Below are 17,837 nucleotides of genomic sequence, written 5' to 3'. Positions count from 1 at the left end.
GGGTCCCTACCCCCTCAGCCGATTTTGTAGAGCAGGCCGAGCGCGACGATGGAGGCGAACCAGATCAGGCCGACGCCGATCGTGATGCGGTCCAGGTTTCGCTCGGCGACCGAGGAGCCGCCCAGGCTGGACGACACTCCACCACCGAACAGGTCGGACAGACCGCCACCGCGGCCTTTGTGCAGCAGCACGAGCAGCGTGAGGATGAGGCTGCAGATGAGCACGACGATCGAGAAAGCGAGGATCACGAGGAGTAGCCTAACTGAAGGTCCAGGTAACGGCAGATGCCGGCGAACTCGTCCACCTGGAGGCTCGCGCCCCCGACCAGACAGCCGTCGACATCAGGTTGGGCCATGATGCCACCTGCGCTGGCCATCTTCACCGATCCGCCGTAAAGAATCCGTACCGAGTCGGCCACCGACGGTGAAATCGTCTCCTCGATCCGCGCGCGGATCGCCGAGTTGACCTCCTGGGCGTCCTCCGGGGTCGCGACCTCACCGGTCCCGATCGCCCAGACCGGCTCGTAGGCGATGACGACCTTGCGGACGTCGTCCTGCTTCAGGCCGGCCAGCCCGGCGTCGACCTGGGCCAGCACGTGCTCGACCTGGCCGTTCTCCTTGCGGATCTCCAGCCCTTCCCCGACACACATGATCGGGACCAGGCCGGCCTCGAGCGCCTTGGCGGTCTTGGCGTTGACCAGCGCGTCGTCCTCGCCGTGGTACTGCCGGCGCTCCGAGTGCCCGGTCAGCACGTAGGTGCAGCCGAGCTTGCTCAGCATCGCCGCCGAGATCTCTCCGGTGTAGGCGCCGGAGTCCTTCGTCGACACGTCCTGCGCGCCGTACTTGATCTTCATCCGGTCACCGTCGACCAGCGTCTGCACGCTGCGGATGTCGGTGAACGGCGGCAGCACCGCGACCTCGACGCGCTCGAAGTCGTGCTTCTTGTCCTGCAGCGTCCACGACAGCTTCTGCAGCAGGTGCACGGCCTCAACATGGTTGAGGTTCATCTTCCAGTTGCCCGCCATCAACGGCGTACGGGCTTCTGCCATGTGTGATCAGTCCTCTTCCAGTACGGCGAGTCCCGGGAGCTCCTTGCCCTCCAGGTACTCGAGGGACGCGCCGCCACCGGTGGAGATGTGGCCGAACGCATCGTCGGCGAAGCCTAGCTGCCGGACGGCGGCCGCGGAGTCACCGCCACCGACGACACTCAGGCCATCCACCTCGGTCAACGCCTGTGCGACGGCCTTGGTTCCGCCCGCGAAGGCTGCCATCTCGAAGACGCCCATCGGGCCGTTCCAGAACACGGTCTTCGCGGCCCCGACCTCGGCGGCGAACGCCTTGGCCGAGTCCGGGCCGATGTCCAGACCGAGCTGGTCGGCGGGGATCGCGTCGGCCGCCACCACGGTGGCCGGGGAGTCGGCCTTGAACTCGGGCGCGACCACGATGTCGGTCGGCAGCACGATCTTGTCGCCGGCCTCCTTCAGATAGCCGCGGACGATGTCGAGCTGGTCCTCCTCGAGCAGGCTCTTGCCGACCTCGTGGCCCTGCGCCTTCAGGAAGGTGAAGACCATGCCGCCGCCGATCAGCAGCTTGTCGGCCTTGGCCAGGAGGTTGTCGATCACCGCGAGCTTGTCGGAGACCTTCGCGCCACCGAGCACGACGACGTACGGGCGGGCCGGCTCCTCGGTCAGCTTCTTCAGTACGTCGACCTCCGCCAGCACCAGGCCACCGGCCGCGTGCGGAAGCTTGCGGGCGACGTCGTACACCGAGGCCTGCTTGCGGTGCACGACACCGAAGCCGTCGCTGACGAACACGTCGGCGAGCGCCGAGAGCTCCTCGGCCAGCTGGTCGCGCTGCGCCTCGTCCTTGCTCTCCTCGCGCGGGTCGTACCGCACGTTCTCGAGCAGCAGGACCTCACCCTCGTCCAGCTCCTGTACGGCGGACTGTGCCGAATCGCCGGTCACGTCGGTCGCGAACTGCACGGTGATGCCCTCGGGCGCCAGCAGCTCGCCGAGCCGCTTCGCGACCGGGGCCAGCGTGAACTCCGGGTTCGGGGTGCCCTTCGGGCGGCCGAGGTGCGCGGTCACGATCACCTTGGCGCCGGCCTTGGCCAGCTTCACCAGCGTCGGCAGCGAGGCGCGGATCCGGCCGTCGTCGCCGATCACGTCGTTCTTGATCGGCACGTTCAGGTCGGAGCGGACGAGCACCCGCCGGCCGGCCAGGTCGCCGAGATCTTCGATGGTCTTCACGGTTCAGGGGTTCCTGTCTACGAAACAGGCATGCGCCCGAAGGAGGACACCAGGGTCACCCTCGAGCGCATGCCGGGACGAAACGTCAGAGCGACTTGCCGACGTAGTTGACCAGGTCGACGAGGCGGTTGGAGTAGCCCCACTCGTTGTCGTACCAGCCGACGACCTTGACCTGGTTGCCCAGGACCTTGGTCAGGCCGGCGTCGAAGATGCAGGAGGCCGGGTCGGTGACGATGTCGCTCGACACGATCGGGTCCTCGGTGTACCGCAGGTAGCCCTTGAGCGCACCCTCGGCAGCGGCCTTGACGGCGGCGTTGACCTCTTCGACCGAGGTCTCGCGGCCGACGTTGACGGTCAGGTCGGTGGCGGAGCCGGTCGGGACCGGGACGCGCAGCGCGTAGCCGTCCAGCTTGCCCTTGAGCTCCGGCAGGACCAGGCCGATCGCCTTGGCGGCGCCGGTGGAGGTCGGGACCACGTTCAGCGCGGCGGCGCGGGCGCGACGCAGGTCGCTGTGCGGGCCGTCCTGCAGGTTCTGGTCCTGGGTGTAGGCGTGCACCGTCGTCATCAGGCCCTGCTGGATGACGAACTCGTCGTGGATGGCCTTGGCCATCGGGGCGAGGCAGTTGGTGGTGCAGGACGCGTTCGAGATCACGGTGTGCTTCTCGGCGTCGTACAGCTCGTGGTTCACACCCATGACGACGGTGAGGTCCTCGTTCTTCGCCGGGGCGGAGATGATGACCTTCTTGGCGCCGTTGTCGGCGTGCGTCTTGGCCTTGGTGGCGTCGGTGAAGAAACCGGTCGACTCGATCACGATGTCGGCGCCGACGTCGGACCACTTCAGGTTGGCGGGGTCGCGCTCGGCGAACGCCTTGAAGCTGTGGTCGCCGACCGAGATGTCGGTGTCGGTCGCGGAGACCTCACCGGGGAAGCGGCCCAGGATCGAGTCGTACTTGAGCAGGTGGGCGAGGGTCTGGTTGTCGGTCAGGTCGTTGACGGCGACGACCTCGATGTCGGCACCGGACGCCTGCACGGCGCGGAAGAAGTTGCGGCCGATGCGGCCGAAGCCGTTGATACCTACGCGTACGGTCACGGGACTACGTCTCCTCGAACTAGCGATCCAGCATGCTCTTCACCCCGAACATTAGCCCAACCGCCCACTCGGCCAACTGGTGCTATCCACAGCAGACCACCCTGACCGGCCGGTAGGTCGTGGTCCAGACCACCACACAGCGAAAGGCCCCGGAAACTCTCCGGGGCCTTTCGGTGAATACCAGTTGTGCCGCTGGTGAGGGTTACGCCGGGTCGAGCATCTCCGGCGTGAGGTTCGCCTCGGTGTTCGGGATGCCGAGGTCGCTGGCGCGCTTGTCGGCCATCGCCAGCAGGCGGCGGATCCGGCCGGCCACCGCGTCCTTGGTCAGCGCCGGCTCGTGCAGCTGACCGAGCTCCTCGAGGCTGGCCTGCTTGTGCTCCAGCCGCAGCTTGCCGGCCACCTGCAGATGATCCGGTACGTCGTCGCCCAGGATCTCGAGTGCCCGCTCGACCCGGGCACCCGCGGCGACCGCGGCCCGGGCGGACCGGCGCAGGTTCGCGTCGTCGAAGTTCGCCAGCCGGTTGGCCGTCGCGCGCACCTCGCGGCGCATCCGGCGCTCTTCCCAGGCCAGCACCGACTCGTGCGCACCGAGCCGCGTCAGCAGCGCGCCGATGGCGTCGCCGTCGCGGATCACCACACGGTCGACGTTGCGCACCTCACGAGCCTTGGAGCCGATCCCCAGCCGGCGGGCGGCACCCACCAGCGCAAGAGCGGCCTCGGGGCCGGGGCAGGTCACCTCGAGCGAGGACGATCGGCCCGGCTCGGTCAGCGAGCCGTGCGCCAGGAACGCACCCCGCCAGGCGGCGACGGCGTCACACGAAGCGCCGGACACCACCGCCGGCGGCAGTCCGCGAACGGGACGGCCGCGGTTGTCGACGAGGCCGGTCTGCCGGGCCAGCGCATCGCCGTCGCGGACGACGCGGACGACGTACTTGGTCTGCTTCCGGATTCCGGACGGGGAGATCACCACCACGTCCGACGGATGCCCGAAGATCTCGGCGATGTCCTTGCGCAACCGGCGCGCGGCGGCGCCACTGTCCAGCTCGGCCTCGACGACGATCCGGCCGGAGACCAGGTGCAGCCCACCCGCGAAGCGCAGCACGGACGACACCTCGGCCTTGCGGCAACAGGGTTTCGTGACCTGAATGCTGGTCAACTCGGACTTCACCTGTGCTGTCATCGCCATAGAAGGCATCCTCCCACCGTTGTCAAAGACCCTCCCACCGAACCCTCAACTCCACACCGGCGAATTGCGTTACGGATGGCTGCAACCTTGTCCGGCGCGGGGTGCGTTCCTTCCGCGACAGCACGAGAGGAGGGGTATGAGAGCACGAGACGACGCCGAGTTCACCGAGTTCGCCGCGACGATGGTCCGGCCGCTGCGGCGTACGGCGTACCTGATGTGCGGCGACTGGCATCGCGCGGAGGACGCGGCCCAGGACGCCCTGGTGAAGGTGTACCGCCGCTGGAACCGGATCGAACGGCGTGAAGGGGTGCGCAGTTACGCCCACCGGGCGGTGGTGACCTCGGTCCTCGACCAGGCCCGCAAGCCATGGCGGCGGGAGCACTCGGGTGACTCCGACGAGAGCGCCCTGGTCGAGCCCGACATCGGCGGACCGGTCGACAACCGCCTGCTGGTGATCAAGGCGCTGGCCCAGCTTGCGCCCAGCCAGCGCGCCTGCGTCGTCCTGCGCTACTACAACGACCTCAGCGTGGAGGAGACCGCCGACATCCTCGGCGTCAGCCAGGGCGGTGTGAAGAGCCAGACCTCCCGCGGCCTCGACCGCCTCCGCGAACTACTCGGCCACACCGAAAGGAGCGCCTTGTGAGCAACGACATCGAACGAATGCTGATCGCCGCCGCCGACGACAGCGACCAGCCTCTGCACACCGACGTCGACCAGATCCTGGCTCGCGGACGGCGCTCTGTTCGCCGTACCCGGATCGCCGTCGGCGCCACCACCGTCCTGACCACGTTGGCCGTGATCGGCGGCGCGACCGTCTGGTCGAACACCCTGCACCAGAGCGACGGCCTGGCCGGTACGCCGAAGGGCGAGACCATCAGCGTCGACCCGAAGACCGGGAAGGTCGTCGACAACGAGACCCGTACGACGGCCCAGGCGCCACCGCCGGTCAGCCCGCTGTCCGATGCCGAAGTGCTGAAGCGCTGCAGCCCCCTCGCCTCGCGCATCGTGAACAAGACGGCCACCGACAACGCCGGACCGGTGGACGCCCGCTGGAAGGTGATCCTCAAGAGCGGCGACCAGCAGCACCTGAACGCGCTGTTCCTGGCACCCGACAAGTCGGTGGTCTTCAGCTGCACGATGCAGGACGCGAAGCGTGGGCGGGCCTTCGGGCGGCACAGCACCGTCGACCCCGGGCCGGACAATGCGGGCCAGCTTCCCAGCGGGCCGCAGGCCGCGGCGGCCGGCGTCATGATTCCGGCCGACGGTGTCAGTCAGGTGCTGGTGAACCTGTCCGGTGAGAAGGCGCCGCGGCAGGCGCTCGTCGCGCCAGGTGGCTTTTACACGCTCGGCTACCCCGACTGGTTCACGTCGGACAAGTCCAACTACGACCCGAAGCTGGGCCAGTTCATCCCGGCCATCCAGCGGATCCGGGCGTACGACGCGAACGGCAAGCGGCTGTATGAGTGGAAGTACACCAAGCCCGAGCCGCCGGAGCAGATTCCCCCGAGCGTGAAGATCAAGACGGCGGCGCCGGTCGAGCCGCGGACCGTGCTGACGAAGGACCCGGAGAACGGGAAGCCGCTGACCGTCGTACCGTTCAGCCCGTTGAGCGATCAGCAGGTCCGCACCGAATGCAAGCAGCCGGACGACGCGTTCTTCAACGGTGGCGGTTCCAAGGACCCCGTGGACCAGCGGCCGTACGACGCCGGCCGGATCAATCCGGACTGGAAGGTCGCACTGAAGGTCGGGAGCGACAAGCGGTTCACAGCCCTGCTGGTCTCCCCCGGCGAGAACGTCGTCGCCTGGTGCTACCGCGCCGAGCAGAACGCCTACGACTACACGCGCCACGGCGTGCAGGCTGATGGAACGTTCGGCGATCCGGCCAAGGAATCGTTCAGCATGTGGGCGATGGTCCCGAACGGCGTCGCACAAATCATCGTGGACCTGCCGACCGGACCGGTGCGCGCCGCGATCTCGAACGGCTACTACCTGTGGGGCACCACCGGTGGCAGCGAGAACTTCAAGCAGGTTCGAGTACGTGGGTACGACGCGGACGCCAAGCTGGTCTACGACCAGAAGATCACGGTGGACGCGAGCTAGACCAACAGCTCACGGTAGACCTTCGTGAGTTTGTCGGGAGCGTGATGAAGGTGCTGGTCGTCGTCGGCAATGTCGGCGACGACCAGTTCGGCGCCCAGGGACTGCGCCGTACGGCGCAGGGAGTCGGGGTCGGGAACGTGGCCTTCGTCGGCGAGGACCACGTCGATGCGGAGGTCCGGGGCGTGGGCGGCGAGGACCTCGAGGTGGGTCTCGGGCGAGAAGCCGTCGGTCTCGCCTTTTTGCTCGCCCAGGTTGAGGGTGAGCAGGCGGCGGGCGCTGGTCTGCTCGAGGCCGCGGCAGAGCGCGGGGACGAGCAGGTTCGGGATGACCGAGGTGAACCACGAGCCTGGACCGACCACGACCCAGTCGGCTTCCGCGATGGCCACCAGGGCCTCGGGGCAGGCCGGCGGATCGGCCGGGTCGAGGGCCACGTCGACGACATGGCCCTCGGTGGTGGCGACTTCGGCCTGGCCGCGGATCTCGGTCATCGCCTCCGGGTGGTCCGGGTCGAGCCCGATCACGCGGGCGGTGATGTCCAGCGGTACGGCGGACATCGGCAGCACTCGGCCTTGAGCACCGAGCAGGCGGCCGACCCAGTCCAGGCCTTCGACTGCCTCACCCAGCAGCTCCCACAGGGCAACGATCAGCAGGTTGCCGACCGCATGGTCGTGCAGCTCGCCGTTGCTGCGAAAGCGGTGCTGCAGAACGTCGGCCCAGGTGCGGCCCCACTCGTCGTCACGACACAGCGCGGCGAGAGCCATCCGCAGGTCACCCGGCGGCAGCACTCCCAGCTCCTGGCGCAGCCGGCCGGACGAGCCGCCGTTGTCGGCAACCGTCACGATCGCCGTCAGCTGATCGGTGACATGACGCAGCGCTGACAGCGAAGCCGCCAAGCCGTGTCCCCCACCCAGCGCCACGACATGTGGGGCCCTCCGCGGGGAGCCGTGGTTCACTCGCGACCGAGATCTCTGTGGACGACCAACGTCGGTGACCCCTTCTCGCGCAGTCTCCGGGCGATCTCTTCGGACATCGCGACGCTGCGGTGCTTACCCCCGGTGCAGCCGATCGCGACGGTGACGAAGCGCTTGCCCTCGTTCAGGTAGCCGGTCCGCAGGGTGTCCAGCACGTCCACGTAGTTCTGCAGGAACTGCTGGGCCAGCGGATGGCCGAGGACGAAGTCTGACACAGGCTTGTCCTGCCCGGTCATCGGGCGCAGGTCGGGCTGCCAGTACGGATTCGGGATGAACCGCATGTCCGCGACCACGTCGGCGTCGACCGGGATGCCGTACTTGAATCCGAACGAGACCACGGTGGCCCGGAGCTCGGCGTTCTCCTCGTCACCGAAGGCGTTCACGATCTTCGCGGCGAGCTGGTGGACGTTCATGTTCGAGGTGTCGATGACCAGGTCGGCGCCGGCCCGGATGTCGCCGAGCAGCTCGCGCTCGCGCTGGATGCCGGTCAGTAGCCGGCCCTCGCCCTGCAACGGGTGCGGCCGGCGGACGCCCTCCTGGCGGCGGACGATCACGTCGTCCGAGGCCTCCAGGAACAGCGTCAGCGGCCGGTAGCCCTTGACCCGCAGGTCGTGCAGCGCGGAGCTCAACTCGTCGAAGAACATCCCGGTCCGGACGTCGACGACGACCGCCAGCCGCGGCTGCGTCCCGGTCCCGATGGTCTGCTCGACCATGGTGGTGAGGAACATCGGCGGCAGGTTGTCGACCACGAACCAGCCGAGGTCCTCCAGCACGTCCGCAACCGAACTCCGTCCCGCGCCGGACATCCCGGTGACGATGATCAGGTTGCCGCTCGTGTCGTCCATCAGTTCTCAGTTCTCCCTGGATCCCCGTTGGACGCCCCGGCCACCGGGACGTCGTCGTCCAGTATCTCGCCTGTGGCCATGTTCACCGACGGCGCCCGGCCGGATTCGGCCTTCGTTGCGGCGGTGTTCACCGCGATGACCACGGACTCCGCCGTACGGCGGCCGAAACCGGGCAGCTCGGCGACCTCGTCGACGGTGGCCTGGCGCAGCTTCTTCAGCGAACCGAAGTGCCGCAGCAGCGTCTTGCGCCGCACCTCCCCCAACCCCGGTACGTCGTCCAGCACGCTCTCGACCATGCTCTTCGAGCGCCGGTTCCGGTGATGCGTGATCGCGAACCGGTGCGCCTCGTCGCGCAAGCGCTGCAGCAGATACAGCCCTTCGGAGGTCCGGGAGAAGATCACCGGATCTTCTTCGTCCGGGATCCAGACCTCCTCCAGCCGCTTGGCCAGGCCGCAGATCGGGATGTCGCCGAGGCCCAGCTCATCGAGCGCCTGCCGCGCCGCAGCGACCTGCGGCGGACCGCCGTCGACCACGACCAGCCCTGGCGTGTAGGCGAACTTCTTCGCCCGGCCGGTCTCCGGATCGACCAGGTACGCCGTCGGGTCCTCGCCGTCGGGAATACCGGCCCGGTCCTCGAGCATCCGCTTGAACCGCCGGGTCAGCACCTCGGCGATCGAGGCCACGTCGTTCTGCCCCTCGACGCCCTTGATCACGAACCGGCGGTACTCGCTCTTCCGCGGCAGGCCGTCCTCGAAGACCACCATCGAGGCGACCACCTCGGTGCCCTGCAGGTTCGAGACGTCGTAGCACTCCATCCGCAGCGGCGCCTCGGGCAGGTCGAGGCCGGCCTGGATCTCCTCCAGCGCCTGGTTGCGGGTGGTCAGATCGCTGGCCCGCTTGGTCTTGTGCATGGTCAGCGTCTGCAGCGCGTTGCGCTCGACGGTCTCCATCAGCGCCTTCTTGTCGCCGCGTTGCGGGACCCGGATCGCCACCCGCGAGCCACGGGTTCCCTCCAGCCACTCGGTCAGCGCCTCGGCATCGTCGGGCACGACCGGGACCAGAATCTCGCGCGGGATCGCGTCGCCGGAATCACCAGCGTACGTCTGCTGGATGAACCGCGAGACCAGGTCGCCGGTCGTCGCCGTACCGTCGGCCTTGTCGGCGATCCAGCCGCGCTCACCGCGGATCCGGCCGCCGCGGACGTAGAAGATCTGGACGGCGACCTCGAGCGGGTCCTCGCTGAGCGCGATCACGTCCGTGTCGGTGCCGTCGCCGAGGACGACCGCGTTCTTCGCCAGCGCCTTCTCGAGGGCGGCGAGGTCGTCGCGGATCTTGGCGGCTCGCTCGTACTCCAGCTCGGCGGCCGCGGCCTTCATCTCCTGCTGCAGGCGGCGCACGTACGTCGTCGTCTGGCCGGAGAGGAACGCGGAGAAGTCGTCGACGATCTTGCGGTGCTCCTCCTGCGACACCTGACCGGTGCAGGGCGCGGCGCACTTGCCGATGTAGCCGAGCAGACAGGGCCGGCCGATCTGGCGGTGCCGGTTGAACACGCCCTTGCTGCACGAGCGCATCGGGAAGACCCGCAGCAGCAGGTCGACCGTTTCCCGGATCGCCCAGGCGTGACTGTAGGGACCGAAGTACCGAATCCCCTTCTTCTTCTGGCCGCGGCCGACCATGACCCGCGGATACTCCTCGTCGAGGGTGATCGCGAGCCACGGGTACGACTTGTCGTCGCGGTACTTCACGTTGAAGCGCGGGTCGTACTCCTTGATCCAGGAGTACTCCAGCTGCAGCGACTCGACCTCGGTGCCGACGACGGTCCACTCGACCTTCGCGGCGGTCGTCACCATCGCCTGCGTCCGCGGGTGCAGATTGACCAGGTCCTGGAAATACGACGACAGCCGGGACCGCAGGTTCTTCGCCTTGCCGACATAGATCACCCGCCCGGCGGAGTCGCTGAAGCGGTAGACACCGGGCGAGTCGGGAATCGACCCGGGCGCGGGTCGGTAGGACGATGGATCAGCCACCCGACAACCCTAGTTCGGGCCGCCGACAAAACCTGAATCCCGCCAAGGTCTCTACTGCGACTTCAATGACAGACTTGAAGGCATGACACCTGACGAACTGGATCGAGTGATCCGTGCCCTCGACGGCGTCCGGGTCCTCGAGGCCCAGGACGACCTGTTCTACCTCTACGACCCGCGGGCCGACCTCCCGCCGGAACGACAGCAGCCCTTCGCCACGATCGTCACCGGCGACCACTACGAACGGGTCTCCCGCCTCGACGAGCCCGGCGCCTGGCGACTCAACCTCGGCCTGACCAAGGCGACGTACACGAGTCTGTTCGGCGCGCCGCCGACCGAGCGCGACACCGACTGGGTGCTCGTCTCGGATCACGACTACGCCGCCCGCGACACGCTGATGCCGCACCCCTTCTACGCCGCGCAGTACTGGGTGGCGATCATCTCCCCCACCGCGCTCGACCCGCTGCTGCCCCTCATCGAGGAGTCATACGACTTCGCCGCCGGCAAGCACGCCAACCGCGAAGCCCGGCGTACCGGCTGACCACAACCTGCCAAGCCACCCGCAACGCACACCAGGCTCCAGACAATGCTTGTATGCACACCGCCCTCTCGTCGCAACTCGCCAACTGGGTCGCCCCCGTTGCACTGGTCGGTATCGGCGTGCTCGTCACAACCGTCGTGCTGCTGAGGAGGCGGGCGCGGGACCGGGCACTCCGGCAGCGGGCCTTCTTCAGGGCCGCAATGGACGATCACGACAGCACACGCTTCGACGAGTTCGTCCGGGCCGGGGACGCACTGAATCTTCGCGATTCCGAGGGCAATACCGCCCTGCATCTCGCGCAGTACCAGCAGCACGAGGAGGCGGTGCGCAGGCTGATCGCCCGGGGCGCCGACGAGACGCTGGTCAACAAGCTCGGGTTCACCCCGGCCGACATGGCGAAGCTCGGATCGTACGAGCGCATGCTGCTGACCACAGCACGCAAACTCACCCTCCAGGGATCGTGGGCGGCCGATGGTCCGGCTGCACGCGAAAGCTACAACCAGCTGCGGCGAGCTCATCAGCGGTTCTACCAACCCGCCCTCACCCGAACCGCGGTCGCGAACCCGCACGAGCGCCGACGGATCGTCGTACTGGCGGTCAAGCTCGGCCGAACGAGCTCGGAGGAGCCACTGCTCGAACTGCTTCGGGTGTGGGGCGATCGGGAGCTCGCCGAGGACTTCCTGAACTGCGGTTCGCCGGCGCTGGCGCGCGGTGCCGAGCGGTGGGCGCGTGCGCACGGCTTCGTCATTCGCCGGTACGGCGGTTCGTCGCGGCCGGTGCGGTGGGGGCGGTACTGACCTTGCGATTGGCCGACGGTCGTGTTGCGGGTTGGGTCATAAGGCCGAGTTGACCCCCGGCTGGGATGGGCGCGGTCCGTAACCTGTGACGCAGGGTAGATGCGCTGGTCCTTTGCGTGAGGCAACAAGGCCTTGCGTTGACTCGAGGGAGTTTCCGCCCATGTCCCTGAAACTCGTCAGACCGCGCGTCGCACTGAGTGCGCTCGCTGCTTCGGCACTGGCCGTTACCGGTCTCGCCACCGCCAGTACGGCGGCGCAGCCGGAGCAGACCGGTGTCGCGATCGGCGGCGCGGGCACCCCGAACGCCGTTGCCGGCAGCTACATCGTCGTCCTCGCCGGGCAGCGTTCGATGGGTGAGACCCGAGCGACCAACCAGAGCCTGGCCAGCACCTACGACGTCGAGGTGCGCGATCAGTACGACTCCTCGATCAAGGGTTTCTCGGCGAGTATGAGCGAGGAGCAGGCGAAGAAGGTCGCCGGTGACAAGCGGGTCGCGTTCGTGCAGCAGAACCAGCGGATCACCGTGGCCCAGGACGATCCGCCGTGGGGCCTGGACCGGATCGACCAGCGCGAACTGCCACTGGACAAGAAGTACACGCCGACCTCGGCGGCCGACGCGGTCAACGTCTACGTGATCGACACCGGTATCTACGCGGCGCACAAGGACTTCGGTGACCGCGCCGCGGTCGGCACCGACACCGTCAAGGACGGCCAGAACGGCGTCGACTGCATGGGCCACGGCAGCCACGTCTCCGGCACGATCGCCGGGACGACGTACGGCGTCGCGAAGAGCGCGAAGATCTTCGGCGTCAGAGTCCTTGACTGCAAGGGCTCCGGCACGACCGAGACCGTTGTCGCGGGCATCGACTGGGTGACCAAGAACGCGAAGAAGCCCGCGGTCGTGAACATGAGCCTCGGCGGCGGAGCCGACAACGCGCTGGACGCGGCAGTGAAGGCCTCGGTCGGCGCCGGCATCACCTATGCGGTTGCTGCTGGCAACGAAAGCGCCGACGCCTGTACGACGTCGCCGGCGCGCGAGCCGTCGGCGATCACCGTCGGCGCCACCGACGACCAGGACAAGAAGGCGACGTTCTCGAACTGGGGCAAGTGCGTCGATCTCTTCGGTCCCGGCGTGGACATCGAGTCGGTCGGGATCAGTGGGCCGGACTCGACCGCGAAGATGAGCGGTACGTCGATGGCCACGCCGCACGTGACGGGCGCGATCGCGCTCTACCTGGCCGAGCACCCGGACGCCAAGCCGGCTGATGTCGCGACGGCCCTGGTCGGCGCGTCGACACCGGACAAGGTCGGCGACCCCGGCACCGGCTCCCCGAACAAGCTGCTGTTCGCCGGAAAGGCGGATCCGGCGTAGCAGCAGCCCTCCCCCGAAAGGCCCGGCCGCTGCGGCCGGGCCTTTCGACGTACTGGGGGGTCAGGCCGTCTGGACGACGTTCGTGCCCTCGACCGCGACGTTGACCGCGGGCAGCGGCGTGGCGGCCGGACCGCTGACCGGCGCGCCGTCGGTGATGCTGAAGTGGCTCTGGTGGAACGGGCAGATGATCTGGCCGTCCTGCACCGAGCCGATCGGGTTGCCCTGGTGCGTGCAGACCGCGGAGAACCCCTTGAACTGTCCGGCGGTCGGCTGCGTCACGACGACCTTGGCGTCGGTGAACACCTTGCCGCCACCGACCGGTACGTCGCTGACCGGACCGAGCACCTTGCCGCCCGCCCCGCTGGAGGGCGGTGCGGACGACGGACCGGTGCTGCCGCCCGTGGTCGGCGCACTGGTCGGCCCGGAACTGGAGCCGGTCGTCGGGCCGGCGCCCGTGCTGCTGTCACCGCCTCCGCAGGCCGCGAGGATCGGGGCGCTGGCACCCACCATCGCGGCGATCGCCGCGCAGCGGAGCACCGACCGCCGGTCGCGCAACAGACCGTCCGACTCGGCGTCCGGTTGCGAGGTGGGTGGTGCCATCGTGTCATCGCTCATGAATCTGGACCTCCAGGAGCTTGCCGGCTGAAATAGTTGAATGCTCTGTCAAACGGCTGGGCGGCCCGATCGGTTCAATCTCCTGCTCGATTGAACCGCCGTTTGAGACTTTTGCCCGTCAGGACCTGATCAGCCGGCCGCGCCGGTGACGGTTTGGACGACTCGGGCCGACAGATCCAGCACGGCCCGGCGGGTTTCGTCCTGAAGTTGTTCGGCGTGCAGCGGCCAGGCCCGGGCGATGTGGACGTCGTGCGGCAGCACGAGCGGCTCGAGACCGCGCTGCCGGAACGCCTCCATCAGCCAGTCGACCGTGCTCGGCTCCGCGTTCTGCACCATCGTGATCACGACGACGCCACGGGTCAGCAGGACGTTCTGACCGTCCGGGGTGAGCTGGTCGAGCTGCTGCAGGCAGTAGGTCGCGACATGCTGCACGGACGGAACGACCAGCACGACGCAGTGCGCCGACGACGCCATCTCCATGCTGACTTCGTCGTACATGCTGCCGGGGCAGTCGACCACAGCGAGACCGACGTCGCGAGCGCCTTGGCCCTGGGCCTCGGCGAGTGATCGGCGGACCGCGTCGCCGGTGCCTTCGCTGCGGACCAGGCTGACGCGTTCGATCGGCCCGGCGCCGAGGGTGAGCTCCAAGCGGCGCGAGAGCTCGGCGCCGCCCGGATCGGCATCGATGGCGACGACACGGTCCGACCGCTGCGTTGCCAGCATCATCGCGAGCAGAGCGCTGACTGTCGACGTACCGCCGTTGGTGACCGGGCTGAGGACACCGACGCGGCGCATGATCGCGATCGGCCGCCGGATGGTGGCGATGTTGTCGACGTCGCGCTGGATCCGTCCGGAGGCGCCGACCAGGTACGCCGCCTCGGAGGCGAACCGCCGGAAGCGCCGGAACACCGAGTCGCCCTCAGGAGCGATCGGCTGACCGAGCTGGTCCGACTGCGGGGTCGGCGGCGGTCCCCAGCCGGTGCTCGGCACCGGCGGCGGAGCCTGCTGGTACGGCGCCTGCCCCGGGTGCTGCTGGTGGTACGGCGGGGGCTGCTGCTGGTACTGCGGCTCCGCGTAGGGCTGCTGGTACTGCTGCGGGTATTGCTCAGCCGGCGGGTACTGCGGTACGGCGTAGGGCGGCGGCTCCACCGGCGGCAGCTGGCCGTACGGCGGCGGCTGCTGGTACGGCGGAGGTGGGGGCGGCGGCGGATAGCCCTGCTGAGGCGGGTACTGCTGCGGCTGGTACGGCGGCTGCTGCTCGTACGGCGGCTGCGGCGGATACTCCTGCTGCGGGTACTGCTGCTGCGGCGGGTACTGCTGCTGCGGCGGGTACTGCTGCTGCGGGTATTGCTCCGGCGCATACTGCTGCGGGGGCGCCGGCGGATACGGCTGCTGATACTGCGGCGGCGGCCCCTGCTGCGGCGGCGCTTGCTGCGGATAGGGCTGCTGCTGCGCAGGCGGGTACGCCGGTTGCTGCTGCACCGGCGGCGGTCCGGGCTGGGGCGCAGGCGGAGCGGGCGGCGCCTCCGCTACCGGCTGGTCGGCCGCGGGCGGAGCGTCGGTACGGGACGGCTCTTCGGCCGGTGACTGCTCCGCCGACATCCGGCGCAGCATGTCACCCTGCCAGTCAGATTCAGTCATTCCATCCGGTCGTCAGAATGCGTGCAGCAGGTTGGAGTAGACGCCGAACACTCCCAGCGCCAGCGGGACCGTCACGATGATCGCGCCAACTTCAAGATAGTCGAGCAGCTGCGTGAGCCGCGCACGGACATGCTCCGCCGGTGCGAAACCGAGACCGAAGGCGCAGAACATCGCCACGAACACCAGCAGCCCCAGCGCGATGAACGCACCGCCCTGGCCGTTGACCGCCGCGATCAGCACGCAGCCCGAGACCACGGTGAACGCAGCCGCGAACAGTACGGCGACCTCCTGCACGAGCGGGTACAGCCGCGACCGCGAAGCCAGCAGGAACGCCAGCACCAGTGCGAGTGCAACCGCCCACGGCCCACCGGCCTTCAGCAGCATGATGCCCGCGACAGCCGACGACACTGCGATCGGAACGGTGGCCAGCGCCAGACCCAGGTGAGCCGCGTTCAAAGCGCTCTGCACGTCGCCGCGCATGATCTCCTGACCAGATGCCCGCTTGTCGTCCAGACCGGCCAGGCCGGACAGCGCGAGCGCCATCCGCGGCAGCAGACCGAGCAGCAGCACCGCAAGCAACGCAGCGAGCGCACCGACGCGGTCCGCGGCCAGACCGGTGCCGACACCGAGCATCCACACCACGACAAAGAGCACCGACGTCGCACCCGCCACCAGGCCACCACCGGCGAGCCCGGCCGCCGCGAAGAACAGCGGGCCGAACGCCAGACACAACGCGCCGACCGTGACGGTCAGGCCGAGACTCGCGCCGGCATCCAGCACCCAGAAGCCGATCGCCACCGCCAGCAGCACGGTCGCCACGATCACCAGCGGGACGGCGATCACCTTGTTGCCGGCGCGGCCGAGCGCGATCCCGACGAACGCGCAGATCGCGGCCAGCACCAGCAGCGCGGCCGCGGCGATCGGGTTCGGCGCAGCGACGAGCAACGAGACCGCGCCGGCGATGATGGAGAAGACCAGCCCGGTCCCGGCCAGGACCCGTCGGTGGGCGGGCTTGAACGTCGTACCGCGCCGCTTGAGGTCCTCGACGGCCTCCTCGGTCACGTCGTACACGGTCGGCGGCGGCGGGAGCTCGCCCTCGGCCGCGAGCCTGAGCACCGCGCCGTCGATGATCTGCGCGGAGGCCAGCGTGCCCTCCGGCGGCACCAGTACGCCGGTCGCCGTGGTCAGGAACCGCCGCTGCGGCGTCGGCTGCAGCGGCTCGTCCAGCATCCGGAGCAGGTCGGGCAGCAGAACGCCGAGCGGTTCGTCCGCCGGCAGCACCGCGTCCAGCCGACGGCGCTGACCGATCACCGTCACGCGGCTGTAGACACTCATCGTTCCAAACTCCTGACTACTGTGCGGGCTGCTGTGCCGGCTCGGCCGGGATCAGTTTCTTCATCACGTTCGCGTAGGTCTGCCAGTCCTTGGGATCATGGCCGTTCCCGATCGGGTACCACAGCGCCGGCGTGTGCGCCGGGCCGATCGCCATCGCTCCGCGGACACCCTCGACGTTCAGCATCTCGGTCACGCTCGACGTCGCGAGCGCCTCGTTGCCGGCGCCGATCCCGATCGGCGAGGCCATCCCGACGAACCGCGGCTGGTACGTCCCGTCGGGTGCGCCGAGCGCGCCCATCACGAACGCGGAGATCAGCTCGTAGTTGTCGGCGATCTCGTCGATCAGCTCTCCGACGAACGCCACATCGGGCAGCTCGAGACCGGGTTGCGCGACCGACAGCGTGACGGTCTCGTCCAGACCGGACTGGGTCCGGCGGGTCTCCAGCGTGCCGACAGCAGGCTTGAACTCCGGACCGGGCTGACCGGAGAGCACCAGCCAGGTCGGCTGCGGCGCGCGGCCGCGGCAGTAGTCCGTCAGTGCCTCCGGGCTCCACGGTTGCGTGACCGGCTCCGAGGTCGCCCAGCCGGCCGGTCCTCCGCCCGTGGTCGCCTTGAACAACCGCTCCGCGACGCCGCCGACGATCAGGCTCGCCACCGGCGCGTGCCGGACCCGGACGGTCATCTGCAGGTGGCCGACCGGTACTTCCTCGACCACGAAGTCAGGGTGCAGGTCCGACGTCTGCTCCTGCCCCGGCTGCTGCGGGGTGCGGGCCAGGAACAGCTCACCGTTCCACTTCAGCCGGACGCCGTTCAGGCCGTCGAAGTACTCACCGTCGTCGGTCGTGACGACCCACTTGGAGTAGAGGCCGTTGAGCAGCATCGACCGCACCGGCCAGGTGATCCGCGACGTCTTCGGCGTGACCAGCTGGACGTCACGGCCCTCCTGCTTCGCGGACGCGAGCGCGTCGCTCAGCCAGGCCGACATGCCGACCACGGGCCGGTCCTGCATGACGACGGCGACCTTGTCGGTGATCAGGTCGACGCCGGGGCTGAAGATCAGGCTGTTGGGCAT

General features: G+C 68.8%; 17 protein-coding genes. 5 read left to right on the top strand and 12 right to left on the bottom strand.

Going from position 1 to position 17,837, the window contains the following annotated elements:
- Nucleotides 1-14: 14 nt before the first annotated feature.
- The 5 genes from secG to whiA all read right to left on the bottom strand — a co-directional run bounded on the left by secG (nucleotide 15) and on the right by whiA (nucleotide 4,524).
- Nucleotides 15-248, bottom strand: coding sequence for a preprotein translocase subunit SecG (secG, locus tag ABZS29_RS21970; protein ID WP_132403979.1), 234 nt, complete (start codon nucleotides 246-248; stop codon nucleotides 15-17).
- Entirely contained in the window at nucleotides 245-1,048 is an 804-nt protein-coding gene (tpiA, locus tag ABZS29_RS21965) for a triose-phosphate isomerase (protein WP_355464124.1), read from the bottom strand. The genes secG and tpiA overlap by 4 nt, the downstream gene beginning before the upstream one ends.
- 6 nt (nucleotides 1,049-1,054) lie before the next feature.
- Complete coding sequence (locus ABZS29_RS21960; protein ID WP_355464123.1) at nucleotides 1,055-2,248, bottom strand: phosphoglycerate kinase; 1,194 nt, start codon at nucleotides 2,246-2,248, stop codon at nucleotides 1,055-1,057.
- Nucleotides 2,249-2,333: 85 nt separating this feature from the next.
- Nucleotides 2,334-3,338: a type I glyceraldehyde-3-phosphate dehydrogenase gene (gene gap, locus ABZS29_RS21955; RefSeq protein WP_355464122.1), complete on the bottom strand. Its 1,005-nt coding sequence runs from the start codon at nucleotides 3,336-3,338 to the stop codon at nucleotides 2,334-2,336.
- Nucleotides 3,339-3,540: 202 nt separating this feature from the next.
- Nucleotides 3,541-4,524: a DNA-binding protein WhiA gene (gene whiA, locus ABZS29_RS21950; protein WP_171673147.1), complete on the bottom strand. Its 984-nt coding sequence runs from the start codon at nucleotides 4,522-4,524 to the stop codon at nucleotides 3,541-3,543.
- A 136-nt stretch (nucleotides 4,525-4,660) separates the two neighbouring features.
- On the opposite strand from whiA, the gene ABZS29_RS21945 reads away from it, so the two are divergent.
- On the top strand, nucleotides 4,661-5,167 hold the full coding sequence (locus ABZS29_RS21945) for a SigE family RNA polymerase sigma factor (RefSeq protein WP_355464121.1): 507 nt from the start codon (nucleotides 4,661-4,663) through the stop codon (nucleotides 5,165-5,167).
- Nucleotides 5,164-6,624, top strand: coding sequence for a hypothetical protein (locus ABZS29_RS21940; protein WP_355464120.1), 1,461 nt, complete (start codon nucleotides 5,164-5,166; stop codon nucleotides 6,622-6,624). Before ABZS29_RS21945 ends, ABZS29_RS21940 begins: the two co-directional genes overlap by 4 nt.
- Here ABZS29_RS21940 and yvcK read toward each other — a convergent pair.
- The 3 genes from yvcK to uvrC are packed head-to-tail and all read right to left on the bottom strand — an operon-like array spanning nucleotide 6,621 to nucleotide 10,467.
- Complete coding sequence (gene yvcK, locus ABZS29_RS21935; RefSeq protein WP_355464119.1) at nucleotides 6,621-7,541, bottom strand: uridine diphosphate-N-acetylglucosamine-binding protein YvcK; 921 nt, start codon at nucleotides 7,539-7,541, stop codon at nucleotides 6,621-6,623. The two genes, ABZS29_RS21940 and yvcK, sit on opposite strands and share 4 nt — an antisense overlap.
- A 32-nt stretch (nucleotides 7,542-7,573) precedes the next feature.
- The gene (gene rapZ, locus ABZS29_RS21930) at nucleotides 7,574-8,440 is read right to left on the bottom strand and encodes an RNase adapter RapZ (protein ID WP_132404003.1); all 867 of its coding nucleotides are present in this window, start codon (nucleotides 8,438-8,440) and stop codon (nucleotides 7,574-7,576) included.
- Entirely contained in the window at nucleotides 8,440-10,467 is a 2,028-nt protein-coding gene (uvrC, locus tag ABZS29_RS21925; protein ID WP_355464118.1) for an excinuclease ABC subunit UvrC, read from the bottom strand. Before uvrC ends, rapZ begins: the two co-directional genes overlap by 1 nt.
- An 82-nt stretch (nucleotides 10,468-10,549) precedes the next feature.
- Between uvrC and ABZS29_RS21920 the strand changes: the two genes are divergently transcribed.
- The 3 genes from ABZS29_RS21920 to ABZS29_RS21910 all read left to right on the top strand — a co-directional run bounded on the left by ABZS29_RS21920 (nucleotide 10,550) and on the right by ABZS29_RS21910 (nucleotide 13,174).
- Entirely contained in the window at nucleotides 10,550-11,005 is a 456-nt protein-coding gene (locus ABZS29_RS21920) for a DUF6194 family protein (protein ID WP_355464117.1), read from the top strand.
- A gap of 53 nt (nucleotides 11,006-11,058) precedes the next feature.
- Complete coding sequence (locus tag ABZS29_RS21915; RefSeq protein ID WP_355464116.1) at nucleotides 11,059-11,802, top strand: ankyrin repeat domain-containing protein; 744 nt, start codon at nucleotides 11,059-11,061, stop codon at nucleotides 11,800-11,802.
- Between the two features lie 160 nt (nucleotides 11,803-11,962).
- Entirely contained in the window at nucleotides 11,963-13,174 is a 1,212-nt protein-coding gene (locus ABZS29_RS21910; RefSeq protein WP_355464115.1) for a S8 family serine peptidase, read from the top strand.
- Between the two features lie 60 nt (nucleotides 13,175-13,234).
- On the opposite strand, the gene ABZS29_RS21905 is transcribed toward ABZS29_RS21910, so the two are convergent.
- From ABZS29_RS21905 to ABZS29_RS21890, 4 genes are all read right to left on the bottom strand, one after another.
- Complete coding sequence (locus ABZS29_RS21905) at nucleotides 13,235-13,789, bottom strand: Rieske 2Fe-2S domain-containing protein (RefSeq protein ID WP_355464114.1); 555 nt, start codon at nucleotides 13,787-13,789, stop codon at nucleotides 13,235-13,237.
- Nucleotides 13,790-13,918: 129 nt separating this feature from the next.
- Nucleotides 13,919-15,430, bottom strand: coding sequence for a hypothetical protein (locus ABZS29_RS21900; protein ID WP_355464113.1), 1,512 nt, complete (start codon nucleotides 15,428-15,430; stop codon nucleotides 13,919-13,921).
- A gap of 12 nt (nucleotides 15,431-15,442) precedes the next feature.
- Nucleotides 15,443-16,765, bottom strand: coding sequence for an EsaB/YukD family protein (locus tag ABZS29_RS21895; RefSeq protein ID WP_355464112.1), 1,323 nt, complete (start codon nucleotides 16,763-16,765; stop codon nucleotides 15,443-15,445).
- Between the two features lie 16 nt (nucleotides 16,766-16,781).
- Nucleotides 16,782-17,837, bottom strand: coding sequence for a DUF6177 family protein (locus tag ABZS29_RS21890; RefSeq protein ID WP_355464111.1), 1,056 nt, complete (start codon nucleotides 17,835-17,837; stop codon nucleotides 16,782-16,784).

It is taken from the genome of Kribbella sp. NPDC005582, assembly GCF_040605415.1.
Classification (GTDB): Bacteria; Actinomycetota; Actinomycetes; order Propionibacteriales; family Kribbellaceae; genus Kribbella.
Note: the sequence above shows the minus strand (reverse complement) of the source record. Positions and strands in the feature narration are given on the sequence as shown.